Source organism: Oligoflexus sp., from assembly GCF_035712445.1.
GTDB lineage: Bacteria > Bdellovibrionota_B > Oligoflexia > Oligoflexales > Oligoflexaceae > Oligoflexus.
On sequence record NZ_DASTAT010000059.1, the window covers coordinates 1 to 14,431 of the forward strand.

Sequence of the window (14,431 nt, forward strand, 5' to 3'; positions counted from 1 at the left end):
AAGCAAATAAAGAGGAGAGAATTATGTTTCTTAAGTCACTCGGGCTTGTCCTGGCCTTTTTCTGCACGACGCTCGCGGCCGCTGCCGATCCTGTCGTCATACCGGTTCCTGTGGATACCTGCTATGGTTCACCGGCTTCACCAGTCTGTGGACATCCGACCCAGAAAGACTTCTGCAGGGAATACAATAGGGATGGCATCAGCTGCGATGATGTCGGATTTTATGAAGGCCAGGTGGGATACCCATGGGGCAATCAATCCGGAAAATTCCGCTGCGTGAACGGTTGTCTTGCATGGTTGGGCCAGGCGCAATCGTGTAAAGCCTACAACCGCGATGGCATCACCTGTGATCAGGTGGGCTTTCATGATGGTCAGGTCGGCTATCCCTGGGGCCTGAAATCCGGAAAATTCCGCTGCACGAGCGGCTGTCTTCAGTTCATCTGGTGGTGGTGATTCAAAAGCTCGCGGTCCGCATGCATGAGCGGGCTGGACGGCGGCAGGGGGATCACGTTAAGCTCAAAGCTCCAGCGTATTTTGCTTAGGAGCGGTGATGATGCGGCGTCTTCCCCAGGCCCTGGCCCTCTTCCTTCTCATCTTCAGTAACGCGTGCAAAAAATCCGAGACATCCTCTCCACAGAGTTCCTCTGCACTCGCGCGCCTTCTGGTATCGAGCACAGATCCCGACATCCAATTTCATGCGGACGCCGAGCATCTTTATTACGACTGCGCTCCATCCTGCAGCGATGATCAGATTCTTCTGGTCTTTTTTCCCGGGTCGGATGGCTCACCGGATAATTTTCAAAAGTTGATTCAATCCATCGGCAACACTGGGGTAAGGGCCATAGCCCTGGCCTATCAAAATAATGGAGCGCTGAGCAGCATCTGCGGCACAGACGACGCCTGCTATACTAACGCCCGGCGCGATCGCGTGCTGGGTGCCGCAGGCTCCACCTATGTGCAGAGCGCAGCGGACGGCATTCAAAATCGTCTCCTGAAAGCCCTCAAAGCACTCGGCTGGAATCAATTTCATGACGGTGACACCTTGCTTTACAGCAAAATGATTTTCAGTGGCTTCTCACAAGGCGCGGGCATGGCCGCCTGGGCTGCAAAGAAAGTGCAGCTGCAGCGGGTGTGCCTCTTCGCGGGCCCCTGGGATCACCTGACCGGCACAACACCTGCCAGCTGGATTCAGGAGGCCAGCGCCACGCCTTCTGATCGTTACTATGGTTTTACCCACTATGACGATTCTTTGCCCGGTGGCGTGCAGTATTTGAATTTGAACTGGCAGCAGCTCGGCATGGGAACGGGGACCGATATCCCCCTCTATTCGAATCCCAGCGGCCAGAAACTGACATCAAAAGACAGTGACGCCCGCTGCGTGGCGGATCCCCATGGCTGCTCTGTGTCCGATGCCGCCACACCTTTGGAAAGCGATGGAACGCCGCGCTACCAAACAGCCTGGCGCTACCTCTGTGGACGATAGACCTTCATCAGCTGGGCCAGATCCTGATCGAAGACCATGACGTGAGTGCCCTGATCGGGCAGCTCACGAATGGAATCCTGATGCCGCTCCCATTCCTGAACAGCATGCAGAGCGCGCCAGCAGTCCTTGGGATGATTCCCTTCCCCGCGAAGGCAATCCTCGGCCCTGGTTTCGACGCCTCCATAAAAACGATCAATATTGCGAAAGAACTTCGCATACTCGTCTTTCTGATAACCGGCTCTCAGGAAAAATTCGTAACCGGCTTCATCGGCCTCCGTCTCGATCCAATTGGAAAGAAGGCTCCGCTTCCGGTAATCGTGCCGAATGACGGCTCCATGATAACGGCAGTGTTCCCCTTCCACCTGCTTCAACTTTTCCAAAGCATCGGGATTGAGCTGAGCCCGCAACTGAAGCCATGCGTTGCGGTATTTCTCCTGTTTGACATCTCCGGTCTGCATGGCCTGCAGACTGCGGCAGGCATCAAATCCCTTCACGTCTCGATTAAACTCCTGGCGGAACGCAATCGCTGCAAGGTTCAGGGTTTCTTTCAAAGAAGCCTGTAGAGCGTCATCAGACCATGCAGCCAGCGATTGATCGAGCGTCTTCTGCGCCTCGGCCAACTCGTGCGCTACCCTCTCAATCCCATCCGCCTCCGCTTGATACTCCGGACGCAGGCGCACGAATTCCGCGAAATCTATGCGTCCGTGATTAAGAGTGATATGAGCCAGCTCATGGGCCACGGCCGCAGCAAACTGGGCATCCGTATCAGCCACCTGAATCAGGCCGCTATTGAAAATCAAGGTACCATCCGCTGACGCACCCGCATCTATATCAGGCGCTTCGATCGGCATGACACAGAATCTTGTCGCGTCAAGTTCATCGCGGAAGACATAAGCGTTATGCAGCGCGATTCGATCGATATGCCGATGCACATATTTTTGAAAAAAAGGATCAAAACTCTCCATTTCCAGGCAGTTAAGCGCATGGGGAGGGCGCAACGTTCCGCCCCAAATATGCTTCAACTGAGACTCATCCCGCCCTGTGCTCTTGCAACTCGAAATCAAGCACCAGCCGACAGCTAAGCTCGTGATCCCAAAGATTCTCATTACTCTTCCTTTCCGCTTTTCCATACAATCTGCATACATCTACTCGGCAAAAATGCAACTCCTTCTCAGAGTAATGAATCCTTAAACTGTAGGTAAAGAAAAAGGTCTATCTCTTGGAAGGAATCTACCATGCCTCAAGCTCTGAAAATGCGTCGAATGTGGGTGATGCCCGTAGCCGTGGCCTGCGTGTGGTCCTGCACAAAGTCGGATTCAAAGACCAAATCCAACGAAGGCGGAACCATGACAACGGTGAGCCTGCCCAACCAGCTCAACATCAACAGTGAGAGCCTTGGTCTGATCAAGAACGCACGCCTGCTCGGCAACCCACCGCCGACCGCAGCCCTGCAGGCCCTTGCAGCCGACCCCGGGACGATCTTCGGTCATAGCCTTGCAGAAGGCATCAAATCCTTGAAATACCGCATCAGCAACATGGAGCTTTGCGGCGTGTCCGATGGATCCCGCGGCGACGCCTGCAATGAGCGGCCGTTCTCGATCTTCAGCGAAGATCGCTCCACCTCAGACTACGATACCTTCGTCCCAGGCGCCGAGGCCGTTTCCAACTTCAGCGGTTGGACGGACTTTATGAAAAAAGGATCCTTGGAAGATCTGGTCGGCAAAGTCACCTATACCGATACCGCGATCGGCAGCTATGAGGCTGTCATCGTTAATTTCTATCGTACGTTCAAAGTGGATGCCGAAGTTCAGCTGAACAATGGCGAAAAACTTTATACGAAAAACGTCACGGATTTCTATAACAACGGCAAAACTGGCCTTGATGTCACCTATGCAGGCAAGGCCAGCAACATCACAACGGGTCCTTCGGAAGAAGGTTTTTTCTTTTTGCCCAACGGCGGCAAGACCTTCTATCTGCAGCGTCCCTTTGAAATCACCCAGGCTGATGTCGATAACCTTGTTCCCTATAAAATGGCCTTGGCTTTTGATCACAATAACTTCGTAAAAGGCTCTGGCTCTGCCCCTGGGTCCATGTCCACGCCCCCTGGTTTCGTGGAAGGCCAGATAGATGATACCCTGGGCCGTTCCATCAAGCCTGGCTTTTTGGAATTCGCTCCTATCCTGGCGCGTGAATCCGAGACCATCATGCGCGAGACTTATGTCCTCTCGACCAATGATATGACCGGCGTCGATGATAGCACAAAGCAGGGTTTCTCGGCCCGCCTGACCCTTTACTATGTGAAGGAAGACGAATCCAAATCCATTCGCGCGGTGACCTCACGCGGCTACTACAATGAATACTCGACCAGCTACATGAACTATGATCCCGTCTCCGGTATCCGTCGAATTGCTGACGGCACCGAAGCCGGAACGATCGATTTGTTCCAGGGCACAGCCACCAACTTTGCTCTTTTCAAAGGCTTTAAGCGCCTGACCAATGTCGGCGATTCGGGAACTGTGACCACCAAACTCTGTGAAGGTTCCATCACAAACGGAGCCTGCTCAGCGACTCTGAAAGACCTTACCTGGGTCTATACCTTCGTCGGAGCCTCGGAAGCTGAAACCGAGCTGACCTTTGAAGCTGTGCCGCCGCCGCCTCCTCCTGCTGAACCTGCACCCTGATATCAAAAAAAGGGCGCTGCCCACGCGCAGCGCTCTTCTCCGCCCTCCCCTTCCTCACGCTCTTCCTTCACCCGCATGAATAAAGTGCACGGAACGCATCTTCTGGAAATGACTCCCCTGTTATAAGCTCAAAGACATACGGGATGGAAAACGCTGCCATTGGAGACGATGCACATGCGCAAGGATCGTAAGGCGGACTGGATCATCGGCACGGGTCTTTTAACTCTTTCCCTGCTGCCAATCGTTGCCGGGATCGTCAGATTGTTTCGAGTCAGCACGGGCACTTCAACCGCGGAAAACAGCCGATTTTTGGAGGCTCCCTGGCCTATAACATTCCATATCGCAGGCGCGATTATTTTCTGCGTTCTCGGCGCCTTTCAATTCGCGCCTGATTTACGAAGACGGAACATCCGCTGGCATCGACTGGCGGGACGAATCGCACTTCCGGCCGGGTTTATAACCGCGCTGAGTGGCATGTGGATGGCTCAATTCTATCCGAACGTGGGCTTCGATGGTTCGGCGCTTTATGCGCTGCGTATGCTGGTCGGCGCTCTGATGAGCCTTTTTCTGTGGTTTGCCACGCAGTCGATTTTAAAACTGAATATTCCCCAGCATCAGGCCTGGATGATACGAGCCTATGCCCTGGGCCTGGGTGCCGGAACGCAGGTTCTCACTCACATTCCCTGGTTTCTTCTGCCGGACATGCAATCGGAACTCTTCAGGACACTGAGCATGGGAGCCGGCTGGGGCCTTAACATGATCGTGGCCGAAGTTATCATCAGGTGGCCTTCTTTGCAGGCGTCGCGCAAATATCCCGCAAGCATCCTCGAAGCCAGCGGTGGGCAGGGTCAGCGTGAAGCCGTGGATGCCAGAGCATCGAAACGGTAATATCCGGCACCGCAACAGGTAAAGGAAAACTGTGGACGCCCATCCTAAGGTTTCTCGTGTGACGCTCGGGCACGCTGGCAATCAATTCGGTGCCGCGCACCAGAGCGACAGCCGCCGAAAAACCGGTCACGATCGTGGTTATGTTCCGTTCAAGACCCAGCATTTTTAAGGCATCATCCATCTGCCCTCGATCCGTGCCCCGCCTTGAAACAAAGATGTGCTGACCCGAAGCAAAGCGAACCGGCGTCATGGCCCCCTTGCTCAACGGATGTCCCAACCTCACAACTCCCACAAAGGAGTCACGGAAAAGAGCCTGCGTGTGAAGCTCAGGGCCGATGGTCTTGTCCACCACACCTGTTTCCAGATCCACAGTCCCATCGCGCAAAGGGGCAATTTCCTTATCGGGCTTCAAGAGAAAACGAAGTTTGACGCCAGGAGCCTCTTTATTCACCCGCGAAATAAGCTCAGGTCCGAAATTTTCAATGAAGCCATCCCCCGTCCGCAGGGTGAATGTTCGCTGCAGCTTCATAAGATTAAGTTTCTCGGCGGGACGCAGAACAGCTTCCGTATCCACAACAAGCTGGCTCACCCGCTCCCGCAGCTCCAGCGCCCGAGGCGTGGGAACCAGACCACGTCCAGCCCTGACCAGCAAGGGATCGCCCGTCGTCTCGCGCAACCTTGCCAGCGCCCGACTCATCGCGGAAGGGCTCAGCCTCAAACGTTGCGCTGCGCGCGCAACATTACCTTCGGCGAGCAGCACATCAAGGGTCACCAGCAGATTCAAATCAGGCCTCGCCACGCTTTCATCCTCGCCATCCAAGGGGCCTTCCTGTTCGCCATCCAGGCGTGGCAACACAGCCCCTGCGTTTTACGCAAGCTTAGGTCAACGGCCTTTTTTTCGCAAGAGACTGAGATTCCTGATCTCCTGATACATGTCAACACGGGATATTTGCGTGACATGGCGTCACATGCACGAATAAAGTGTAACCCATGCGCCTTCCGCCATGGCTCTGATGCACCGATAATGCCTTCTGAATCAGCCGTGAGGCTACGGAGGAAACCATGGAAACAAGATCAGCACAAACCCAAGAACCCTCAACCTACTGGCCGCTTGCCACACTATCGCTCAGCATGCTCATGCCCTCTCTTGAAACAAGCATTGCCAATGCAGGTCTCCCCACCCTGGCTCAAGCTTTTGATGCAAGCTTTCAGGAAGTCCAATGGGTCGTTCTCTCCTATCTTCTTGTGATCACAACCATGATCGTGTCCGTCGGTCGTTTCGGGGACATCATTGGACGCCGTCGCTTGCTCTTGAGTGGCGTCCTGCTCTTCACGCTGGCGTCGCTCCTCTGCGGATGGGCTCCTTCGCTTTGGATATTGGTGGCAGCCCGCGCCGCTCAGGGTCTTGGTGCTGCCACCATGATGGCTCTTACACTGGCCATGGTGGGAGGAACAGTTTCCAAAGAAAAGACCGGGAGTGCCATGGGACTTTTGGGAACGATGTCCGCCCTCGGCACCACCCTTGGTCCATCATTAGGCGGTATTCTGATCACGGAATTCGGCTGGCATACGATCTTTCTCATCAACGTTCCGCTCGGACTTCTGAACTTTTTCCTTATCATGCGTTATCTGCCTCGTGATCGTAAGCAGCCCCAAGCAGCTGCCGCCGGCTTCGACATCGCAGGAATGCTGATCCTCGCCGCAACCCTTGCTGCTTATTCCCTTGCGATGACCATCGGGCACGGCCGACTCGATCCTTTGAACCTGACTCTTCTCGGGCTGGCTTTTCTGGGCGCCCTGCTTTTTGTGTTCCACGAATTAAAGACAGCCTCACCCCTGATTCAGTTCACGATGTTTCAGGATTCCAGCTTAAGCGCAGGGCTTGCCATGAGTGGTTTGGTCGCAACCGTGATGATGACCACTCTGGTCGTGGGCCCTTTCTATCTTTCATCAGCCCTTGGTCTCAAGCCTGCCTGGGTGGGCTTCGCACTCTCAACGGGTCCGCTTGTGGCGGCGGTTACAGGACTGCCGGCTGGTCGCATTGTGGATGCCTGGGGGACACGGCGCATGACTCTTCTGGGACTGGGTGGAATGGCAGCGGGAGCGTTTCTACTCTCGCTTTTGCCTCAGGCCTTCGGAATTGCAGGATATCTCGTACCCATCGCAATGATGACAAGCAGCTATGCATTATTTCAAGCCGCGAATAACACGCAAATCATGACAGGCATTCGTCCCGAGCGGCGCGGGGTGATATCCGGATTGCTTAGCCTCTCGCGAAATCTGGGACTGATCACAGGAGCATCTGCCATGGGAGCGATTTTTGCGGCGGCCTCGCAGGCCACGGAACTCACGCGAGCCGATCCTGAAGCTGTGGCTCAAGGCATGCACTTCACCTTCGCTGTCGCCGGCGGCCTCATTGTCCTCGCGCTGGGAATTGCCACAGTCAGTCGCCGATTCTCGCAGAATCGCTTGTCAAATGCATGAAAGGGACACGCTATGTTGGGTTGGAAGGGTTCAGCCATTAGACTCATGCTTCTGGGATCACCGCTGAGTTTCGGTGCGCTCATCGCAAAGGCCACGGAATCCGAGGCAGAGAATCTTAAAGTCATACCCATTGGCAGCGAAGGATCGCTGACCTGGAGCACCGAAGTCCGCTTACGCTATGATGCGCACGAAAACCGATTCTTGAAAGAAAACCAGGATGATCGGCAGTCCCTCTTCCGCGGCATCCTGGGGGCGGATCTCAGGCTGAATCCTAACCTGAGAATCTTGAGCGAAGTAGGTGCCGCGCATGTGGACAGGAATCGTCGCCTCGCTCCGCCAAACTTTGAAAATGAGGCTTCCCTGCAGCAGCTTTTCATCGAAGCGCGCGGATCCACTGGTTCCGCTCTGGTCGGCGTCATGATCGGACGCCAGGAATTTTCGGATGGACCAAGACAGCTCATAAGCCTCAGCGATGGTCCCAACCTGCACCGCACCTGGAATGGTGTGCGTGTCTATGCAAACGATTCGCGTTGCCGCCTCAGCGGATACGATCTGCGTATAACGCGGCTGGAGCGTGGATCCTTTGACGAAAGAATGGATAAAGACGAAAGGATAAGCGGACTGAATGCCAGCTTCATCATCTCGCCCGAGGGTGAAGCGGATATCCTTGTGGATCCCTTCTATATTCAAAGTGAAAATCCTCAATTCCGATCAGGGAAAAACCTTGGCCTGGATGAGCGCCATACCTTGGGAATAAGGACTTGGGGCCGACATGATGACCTTCGATTCGATTGGACCCTCGCCCTTCAGAAGGGGACGTTCATGTCCCGCCGAGTTCAGGCCTGGGGAGTCTTTGCAACTCAAAGTCTGACTCTTTCCCAGGAGGGATGGCAAGATCCTAGGTGCCATGGAGCATTGGTTTGGGCGGCACATGGCGACATTTTCTCCCGAAGGCTTGGACATTATCGAAACTGGAAACATGCTTTTGCGGGACGAGATTAATAAGTACAAAGCTTCTTTTAAATTAAAAATAGTACGCGCCTTGACTGAGAGCAAGGAGTTGAAGAAAGAAGCTATTTGTTCGCCTAAAGAAATAGCTGAAACTCTTTATCTATGTGGCCTCTCCTGGAAAGACGAACGGTGTTCACCAGCAGATTTCAGAAAAAAAATGGGTATCTGTGTCCGGGTTTGCTGTCGTATCGAAAAATAGGAGATGACTATGGCTATTATAACTTCAGAGTTTAATTTCCACTCAACGGCTGAGGATGTATCTGAAGGGGTGGACCTTCATGGCAAGGTAGCGATCGTTACTGGAGCTGGCTCGGGGATCGGCGTGGAAACTGCCCGAGTGCTGGCTCTTCGAGGCGCTGAAGTCACCTTGCTTATGCGTAACCTGGATTCCGCCGCGGCAATCGTCGATACCATGAAGAAGCAAACTCGGAATCAGAAAATAGACTTTCACTATCTGGATCTAGCGAAGTTCGACACCATAAAGAATTTTGTGGCCAGGTGGGATAAGCCGCTTCATTTACTGATCCACAATGCAGGTGTGATGGCTTCACCGGAAGCGCGTACAGCGAGCGGGATCGAGTTGCAGTTTGCTACGAATCACTTGGGACATTTTCTTCTCGCGAACGGCCTGAAAAAATTTATGATTGATGCCGGCGGGGCGCGCATTGTCTGCGTTAGTTCTACCGGGCATTTATTTTCTCCGGTCGTATTTGATGATATTAACTTCATGTTTCGTCCCTATGAAGCTTTCGCTGCTTATGGCCAATCCAAATCGGCTGTCAACTTATTTGCAGTAGGCGCGACTGAAAGGTGGAGCAGGTACGGCATCTACGCGAATGCTCTCAATCCAGGCGCTATCGCAACGAACCTGCAGCGACACGTGGGAAATGCCCTGCGATCACCCCCTGATCTCCATAAAACCGTTGCTCAAGGGGCTGCGACATCCCTATTCGTCTCTACGTCACCACTCGTTGAAGGTGTTGGCGGCAAATATTTTAATGATTCGAATGAAGCTCAGCTGGTTGATCGGAAACCCGACAATCCAGGGGAAATGACCAGGAGTGTTGCCCCCTACTCCTTGGATAAGGGTAACGCGCTGCGGTTATGGGACCTGTCCATCGACTTTATTTCGAGGGAATTTTCTCAGGCTACGCTTAATGAATGGATGGGTTAATCGCTACGAAAAATTTTCGTTGGCGTCCAGGTGGAACGGACACGGCCCACAGCGGGAACCTGCCCGTCACCATCAGAGGCTTGGAGCGGAGGAATCTTCAGAAGCGAGGGCCTTCTTAAGATTAAAGTTCAGTCGCAGCTTCTGTTCATTCTCTAAGTTGGAAGCTACGTCTTTACCATCTTTTCCAGGAGGCGCCGGGCGGAAGTTCCAGCGGGAAACCGCCCGTTTCGCGGCCTTGTCAAACACCTGCGGAGGTTCGGATTCAACCACCTTCAGGTTTTGAACCGATCCGTCCGGTCCAACATTGAAGCTCAGCACCACAAACCCTTCCAGCTGCAATTCTGCGGCTTCGCTGGGATACTGCGGCATAAACTTGATGCGCGGTTCTTTTGGGTCCGTGCCACCCGCCAAAGGTGGAACGTCCACCAACAGCTCATTCATCGCACGAGCGCCGGCTCGGGCTTTGAATTTGGCATTTCCTAACGAAGAGGCTCGGGCTTCCTTGATCTGCATGAGATGCTGCACCGGCAGACTGATCACAAGCGTCACAACGAATCCAACGAGACCGCTTATCACGTATCTCATGATTCCTTCCCCCGAGGACGCGAGTCCCCGCAAAGCGGACATTAATGGATTCCAAGGATCACTTTGCAATCAGGGCAGGATTGATTCCAAACATGGCTTTCTCCTCTAACATCCTGATCCCCACGACAATCCCCTTTCCAGGGAAACTGTGCAGCCATCGTGTCGGCAAATTCTGCCGATTCTTGAGGGGGACCTGCGTTTTTTTGGGAACCTTGTGTCTCTATGCCTCTTTATCTCGTCCTTTTCGTGGGATAAGGCCTCTTTCCCCGCCCTCTTCGACGTCCTAATTTCCCCCTTTTTTCCCCTTACGGTTTTTCGCGTATAATGGGAAAAGCATTTCGCCCAACCGAATTCAGGACAGACCATGACCAAGGTTCTTCTTTGCGATGATGATCAGGAAAGCGTGGAAGTCCTTGAATCGCTTCTGAAAAAGCGGGGTCTTCAGGTCATTCGGCCCGGATCCTTCCTTGGAATCAATAATCTGCTGGACCAGGCGAGCCCGGACCTGCTTCTTTTGGATATGTGCCTGCCGGATGTCTCGGTGGTGGATGTTATCCATCATGCCCGTGGCCGGGGAATCCCGGTTCTGGCGTTCTCAGGCATGGTGAGCTGGAAGCAGGAAGCCCTGGACGCGGGCTGTGACGTATTCCTGGAAAAGCCCTTCAGCGTGCGGCAGGTCATGGAGTTTATCGACAGCCATGCCCGGCCCTTATAATCGGGCCAGCGCATCCAAGGTCATAACCCGCACATTCTCATGGCGCTCTCCAAAGAAAGCCCACCAGAACATGCGATTCAAAAGAATCGCGTCGCCATAAGTCAAAGGCTGGCGCACGGAACTGATTTCCCGCAGCGCGTCCTTGAGCTGTCGATAGACGCGAATATTCAGATCATTCTTCTTCAGTCCCTGCACCAGATCGCCCTGCACGCTGAATTCAGACTGAAGACGACCGACGGCAACGCAGTAAAGGTGCCAGCGATCTTCCACGGCGACGGCCAGGATCCCGGAGCAGATGTTGGCTCCATAAAGGTCCTCGGGAATCGCAATTTCCGACAGCTGATCGCGAATCTTCTGCAGGTGCCGGTGCTTCTCTTCGAAGCGCGGGAAGAACGACAGGAATTTTTCCTTCAGACTCGGCACCAGCCGTTTACGCCGGAAAAAAGCATCCACCAAAGGCCATTCCTCGGGCAGGATCTGCAGACCCTTTTTCGCAGGTTTGCGATTCAGAACGCGCGCCAGGTGATCGAGAAGCGTTGTGATATCCTTGCCGCCGCGGATGGGCCCCAGAAAGCTGACCACATCCGCCACCAAAGGCCCCGTGGTCAAGCGGAAAGCGTCCTCGTCCTTGACGATATAAATGAAATTCGCGGTCCTTTGATGCCAGTTGGCAGGATCGAAACGAATGCGGTGCCGCACAAGACTCTGGGCTTCCAGTAGTGCGGCGGCAAACGCGGTCGGCGTTTCCTCGACCCGAATATCCGAACTCGAAAGAACCGCACGCAGAAGCTGCTTCGGCAGAGCATTCAGTTTCTGCAGACGCTTCACTTCCCGCCCGATGCTGTGCGCACTGGAAAGAAAAGTCACGTGGCCGCTGAAATCGTAAAGATAAAAAACACCCTCGCCTTCGGGCAGATTCGCCAGGGTTTCCGCCTTCACACCCCAACCGAGGCGCGTGCCGGATTCAAAATCCCCCTGAAAGCGAATGGCATCGGCGATCGACTTGATGCCCTTGTCTTCCAGCTTCTGCAAAAGAACCTTGAAAAGCTCCAGGGTCAAATAAGTGTCGGCTTCCGCGCGGTGCAGCTGGGCATCGGTCGGCAGCTTGAAGAAATCACCGAGCCCACGCAGGGATTTATCAGGGGCATTCGGCGCCATCTTTTCCACGAGCAGATGCGTGCACATGAAGTAATTGGTCACTTCATGATTGCAGTCATGCTGGGCAAAGTAGCGAATGAATTTCATATCACCGATGGTGTTGTGCGCGACCAGGATATCATCAGCGATGAAGCGGATGAATTCCGGCATGATCGCCTTGATCGGGGGCGCATCCCGCACCATTTTATTGGTGATTCCCGTCATCCGCCTCACGATCGGCGGAATCGAGACTCCGGGATTGACCATGCTGTAGAAGGTATCAATGATCTGCCCCTTGTGATAACGCAGGGCGAAAATTTCGGTAATGCCATTTTTCTCAGGATTGCCGCCGGTCGTTTCGATATCGAAAACGATATAGGTGCCTTCGTTCAGACAGGCCTGAAGATGCCGCGTCTTGCCCTTGGCTGGAATTTCCTTATTGGATTTACCGGACCTCGGGCCGTGATTCGAGGGCGGATTGCCCTCAGCCGAATCGGATTCGGATTTCAAAGAGGAACCCGCATTGGGTTTCGGCTGAATAAAAGTCATAAGCACCCGTGCTCAGCAATTCGATTCACAACCATACAACAACGTCGCCCTCGGATGAAGAGGGCTACGACTGAATGATAGGCAGGCGCACCTGTCCTCATCGACTGGGCGAGACTTTTGTATGTAACAGAAAATGAGGAAACAAGCAGTAAAGAAAAGCAGTTAGACGCCGTCCTGGGTGCATTTTTCAGGGCGAAGAGGCCGCCCCGCAAGAGAGGCTGTGCCGTACCTGCCCTATTCCATGCGGAGCCCTAAGCTGTGTAGGATGGAGCATGCAGTAAAAAACTGTTCGGACCGTCCTGGTCTTGCCCCGAACAAACCACTTTGGCCGGGGAATCTACGTCATAACTTACAGACTGCTTGGGATTGCATGGAAACAAAGAAACACTGGAAAATTGTCACGGCCGGAATCTGGGTGGCCGGCATGACGGTCGCAATGCTGGCCTCACTCGTTCACGCCCGCAGCTGGAGACGCAACCTCTGAACGTGGTCGCGCGATCAGATCAAGCGCCAGGGCCACGACACAGACGATGGCTGCGCCCGCATAGGCTGCGCCGGGAAAATAAAGAGGTGCGTCGGCGGCCGTGAAGCGCACAAAAAGTTCCGTGTAAAAGAGCGGCGCGAGGATGCTGGCAAGGCTGCCGAGCGACACCAGAGTGCCCTGCAGTTCACCCTGCTCATTCATGGGCACGCCCCGTGTGATTAGGGACTGCAGCGCAGGCATCGTGATTCCCGCAAGGCACGAGGCCGCGGTGATCGCATACATCATCCAGCCCTGCGAAGCGAGAGCATAGGCGGCAAAGGTCAGAGCATAGAGCACAAGGCCCACAGTCAGCGAGCGCGGCTCGCCAAGCCGCGGAATCACGTAGCGCGGCAACAGCGCCTGCGAAATGGCAAAGACCACGCCGACGAACGACAAGGAAAGTCCAACCTCCCATGCGGTCCAGCCGAATTTCATTTCCGTATAGAGAGTCCAGTTCACAGGATGCACCTGACCCGCGACGAAGCTCACGAAATAAATCCAGAGCAAAAGCAGGATGGGTGAAGGTTTTAAAATCTTCACGAGCGCCGCGAACGGATTCAAGCGTCTCCATTCCAAAGGTCTGCGCATGGATTCGGGAAGCGATTCAGGCAGCACGAAAAGGCCGAATAAAAAGTTGGCGATATTCAAAACCGCGGCGGCAATAAAAGGAGCTGTCGGGCCCAGGGAACCAATGGCTCCGCCTATCATGGGGCCAGTGATAAAACCAAGGCCCCAGGCCGCGCCGATCATTCCAAAGTTGGCGGAACGATTGCTGTCATCACTGATGTCGGCCATGTAAGAGGACGCGACTGTCATGCTTGCGCCTGTCAGTCCCGAGATCACGCGCCCGATAAAAAGCAGCGTGAGGTTCGGGGCAAAGGCCATGATCAGATAATCAAGACCTGCGCCCAAGAGCGAAATCAATAGTATGCGGCGACGGCCATATCGATCGGCGAATCCACCTAGGATAGGCGCTGCAAGAAACTGCATGAGAGCATAGACGCCGATGAAAAGACCGAAGTAACGGCTGACATCGGTCGCATCCAAACTGAAACGACGAAAAATATCCGGCATCACCGGTATCAGAATCCCGATGCCCATGGCATCCAGAAGTATTGTGAAGAATATAAAGCGAACGCGTCCCTGGCTGCTGCTTGCGGTCATGATACATCCTGTGCCGAGAGAATCTTACCGAATTCTCA

14 protein-coding genes are annotated in these 14,431 nt (G+C 54.1%); 9 read left to right on the plus strand and 5 right to left on the minus strand.

All coding sequences use genetic code 11. The features are described from left to right. Positions 1-23 precede the first annotated feature (23 nt). Both VFO10_RS11980 and VFO10_RS11985 read left to right on the plus strand, forming a co-directional pair. The gene (locus VFO10_RS11980; RefSeq protein ID WP_325140366.1) at positions 24-452 is read left to right on the plus strand and encodes a hypothetical protein; all 429 of its coding nucleotides are present in this window, start codon (positions 24-26) and stop codon (positions 450-452) included. Between the two features lie 97 nt (positions 453-549). Further along, positions 550-1,482, plus strand: coding sequence for a BPSS1187 family protein (locus VFO10_RS11985; RefSeq protein ID WP_325140368.1), 933 nt, complete (start codon positions 550-552; stop codon positions 1,480-1,482). On the opposite strand, the gene VFO10_RS11990 is transcribed toward VFO10_RS11985, so the two are convergent. After that, positions 1,464-2,504, minus strand: coding sequence for a M48 family metalloprotease (locus VFO10_RS11990; protein WP_325140370.1), 1,041 nt, complete (start codon positions 2,502-2,504; stop codon positions 1,464-1,466). The two genes, VFO10_RS11985 and VFO10_RS11990, sit on opposite strands and share 19 nt — an antisense overlap. Before the next feature lie 213 nt (positions 2,505-2,717). On the opposite strand from VFO10_RS11990, the gene VFO10_RS11995 reads away from it, so the two are divergent. Together VFO10_RS11995 and VFO10_RS12000 are read left to right on the plus strand one after the other, a co-directional pair. Further along, a complete protein-coding gene (locus tag VFO10_RS11995; protein ID WP_325140372.1) occupies positions 2,718-4,163 on the plus strand; it encodes a hypothetical protein in 1,446 nt (481 codons plus the stop codon). Positions 4,164-4,337: 174 nt separating this feature from the next. Then, entirely contained in the window at positions 4,338-5,051 is a 714-nt protein-coding gene (locus VFO10_RS12000; RefSeq protein WP_325140373.1) for a DUF2306 domain-containing protein, read from the plus strand. Here VFO10_RS12000 and VFO10_RS12005 read toward each other — a convergent pair. Further along, the gene (locus VFO10_RS12005) at positions 4,942-5,850 is read right to left on the minus strand and encodes a LysR family transcriptional regulator (RefSeq protein ID WP_349259365.1); all 909 of its coding nucleotides are present in this window, start codon (positions 5,848-5,850) and stop codon (positions 4,942-4,944) included. The two genes, VFO10_RS12000 and VFO10_RS12005, sit on opposite strands and share 110 nt — an antisense overlap. Positions 5,851-6,113: 263 nt before the next feature. On the opposite strand from VFO10_RS12005, the gene VFO10_RS12010 reads away from it, so the two are divergent. Genes VFO10_RS12010 through VFO10_RS12025 form a run of 4 tightly spaced genes read left to right on the plus strand, consistent with a single transcriptional unit; the run spans position 6,114 to position 9,720 of the window. Continuing rightward, entirely contained in the window at positions 6,114-7,535 is a 1,422-nt protein-coding gene (locus VFO10_RS12010; protein WP_325140377.1) for an MFS transporter, read from the plus strand. A gap of 45 nt (positions 7,536-7,580) precedes the next feature. After that, complete coding sequence (locus tag VFO10_RS31425; protein WP_414697026.1) at positions 7,581-8,537, plus strand: alginate export family protein; 957 nt, start codon at positions 7,581-7,583, stop codon at positions 8,535-8,537. Then, a complete protein-coding gene (locus VFO10_RS12020; RefSeq protein WP_325140381.1) occupies positions 8,467-8,745 on the plus strand; it encodes a hypothetical protein in 279 nt (92 codons plus the stop codon). Before VFO10_RS31425 ends, VFO10_RS12020 begins: the two co-directional genes overlap by 71 nt. Positions 8,746-8,754: 9 nt before the next feature. Next, positions 8,755-9,720: an SDR family NAD(P)-dependent oxidoreductase gene (locus VFO10_RS12025; RefSeq protein WP_325140383.1), complete on the plus strand. Its 966-nt coding sequence runs from the start codon at positions 8,755-8,757 to the stop codon at positions 9,718-9,720. Between the two features lie 72 nt (positions 9,721-9,792). On the opposite strand, the gene VFO10_RS12030 is transcribed toward VFO10_RS12025, so the two are convergent. Further along, positions 9,793-10,305 carry an energy transducer TonB gene (locus tag VFO10_RS12030; RefSeq protein WP_325140384.1) on the minus strand — a complete coding sequence of 171 codons (513 nt, stop codon included), beginning with the start codon at positions 10,303-10,305 and terminating at the stop codon, positions 9,793-9,795. A gap of 364 nt (positions 10,306-10,669) precedes the next feature. Here VFO10_RS12030 and VFO10_RS12035 point away from each other — a divergent pair, with 364 nt between their 5' ends. Next, the gene (locus tag VFO10_RS12035; RefSeq protein WP_325140386.1) at positions 10,670-11,020 is read left to right on the plus strand and encodes a response regulator; all 351 of its coding nucleotides are present in this window, start codon (positions 10,670-10,672) and stop codon (positions 11,018-11,020) included. On the opposite strand, the gene VFO10_RS12040 is transcribed toward VFO10_RS12035, so the two are convergent. Both VFO10_RS12040 and VFO10_RS12045 read right to left on the minus strand, forming a co-directional pair. Further along, entirely contained in the window at positions 11,015-12,706 is a 1,692-nt protein-coding gene (locus VFO10_RS12040) for a 3'-5' exonuclease (protein ID WP_325140388.1), read from the minus strand. The two genes, VFO10_RS12035 and VFO10_RS12040, sit on opposite strands and share 6 nt — an antisense overlap. Positions 12,707-13,151: 445 nt before the next feature. After that, a complete protein-coding gene (locus VFO10_RS12045; protein ID WP_325140390.1) occupies positions 13,152-14,393 on the minus strand; it encodes a TCR/Tet family MFS transporter in 1,242 nt (413 codons plus the stop codon). Between the last annotated feature and the right edge of the window lie 38 nt (positions 14,394-14,431).

What these genes read in the sequence shown, in the direction of transcription:
- VFO10_RS11980 (WP_325140366.1), top strand. Translation starts at nt 24, where the DNA reads ATGTTTCTTAAGTCACTCGGGCTTGTCCTGGCCTTTTTCTGCACGACG.
- VFO10_RS11985 (WP_325140368.1), top strand. Translation starts at nt 550, where the DNA reads ATGATGCGGCGTCTTCCCCAGGCCCTGGCCCTCTTCCTTCTCATCTTC.
- VFO10_RS11995 (WP_325140372.1), top strand. Translation starts at nt 2,718, where the DNA reads ATGCCTCAAGCTCTGAAAATGCGTCGAATGTGGGTGATGCCCGTAGCC.
- VFO10_RS12000 (WP_325140373.1), top strand. Translation starts at nt 4,338, where the DNA reads ATGCGCAAGGATCGTAAGGCGGACTGGATCATCGGCACGGGTCTTTTA.
- VFO10_RS12010 (WP_325140377.1), top strand. Translation starts at nt 6,114, where the DNA reads ATGGAAACAAGATCAGCACAAACCCAAGAACCCTCAACCTACTGGCCG.
- VFO10_RS31425 (WP_414697026.1), top strand. Translation starts at nt 7,581, where the DNA reads ATGCTTCTGGGATCACCGCTGAGTTTCGGTGCGCTCATCGCAAAGGCC.
- VFO10_RS12020 (WP_325140381.1), top strand. Translation starts at nt 8,467, where the DNA reads ATGGCGACATTTTCTCCCGAAGGCTTGGACATTATCGAAACTGGAAAC.
- VFO10_RS12025 (WP_325140383.1), top strand. Translation starts at nt 8,755, where the DNA reads ATGGCTATTATAACTTCAGAGTTTAATTTCCACTCAACGGCTGAGGAT.
- VFO10_RS12030 (WP_325140384.1), bottom strand. Translation starts at nt 10,305, where the DNA reads ATGAGATACGTGATAAGCGGTCTCGTTGGATTCGTTGTGACGCTTGTG.
- VFO10_RS12035 (WP_325140386.1), top strand. Translation starts at nt 10,670, where the DNA reads ATGACCAAGGTTCTTCTTTGCGATGATGATCAGGAAAGCGTGGAAGTC.
- VFO10_RS12040 (WP_325140388.1), bottom strand. Translation starts at nt 12,706, where the DNA reads ATGACTTTTATTCAGCCGAAACCCAATGCGGGTTCCTCTTTGAAATCC.
- VFO10_RS12045 (WP_325140390.1), bottom strand. Translation starts at nt 14,393, where the DNA reads ATGACCGCAAGCAGCAGCCAGGGACGCGTTCGCTTTATATTCTTCACA.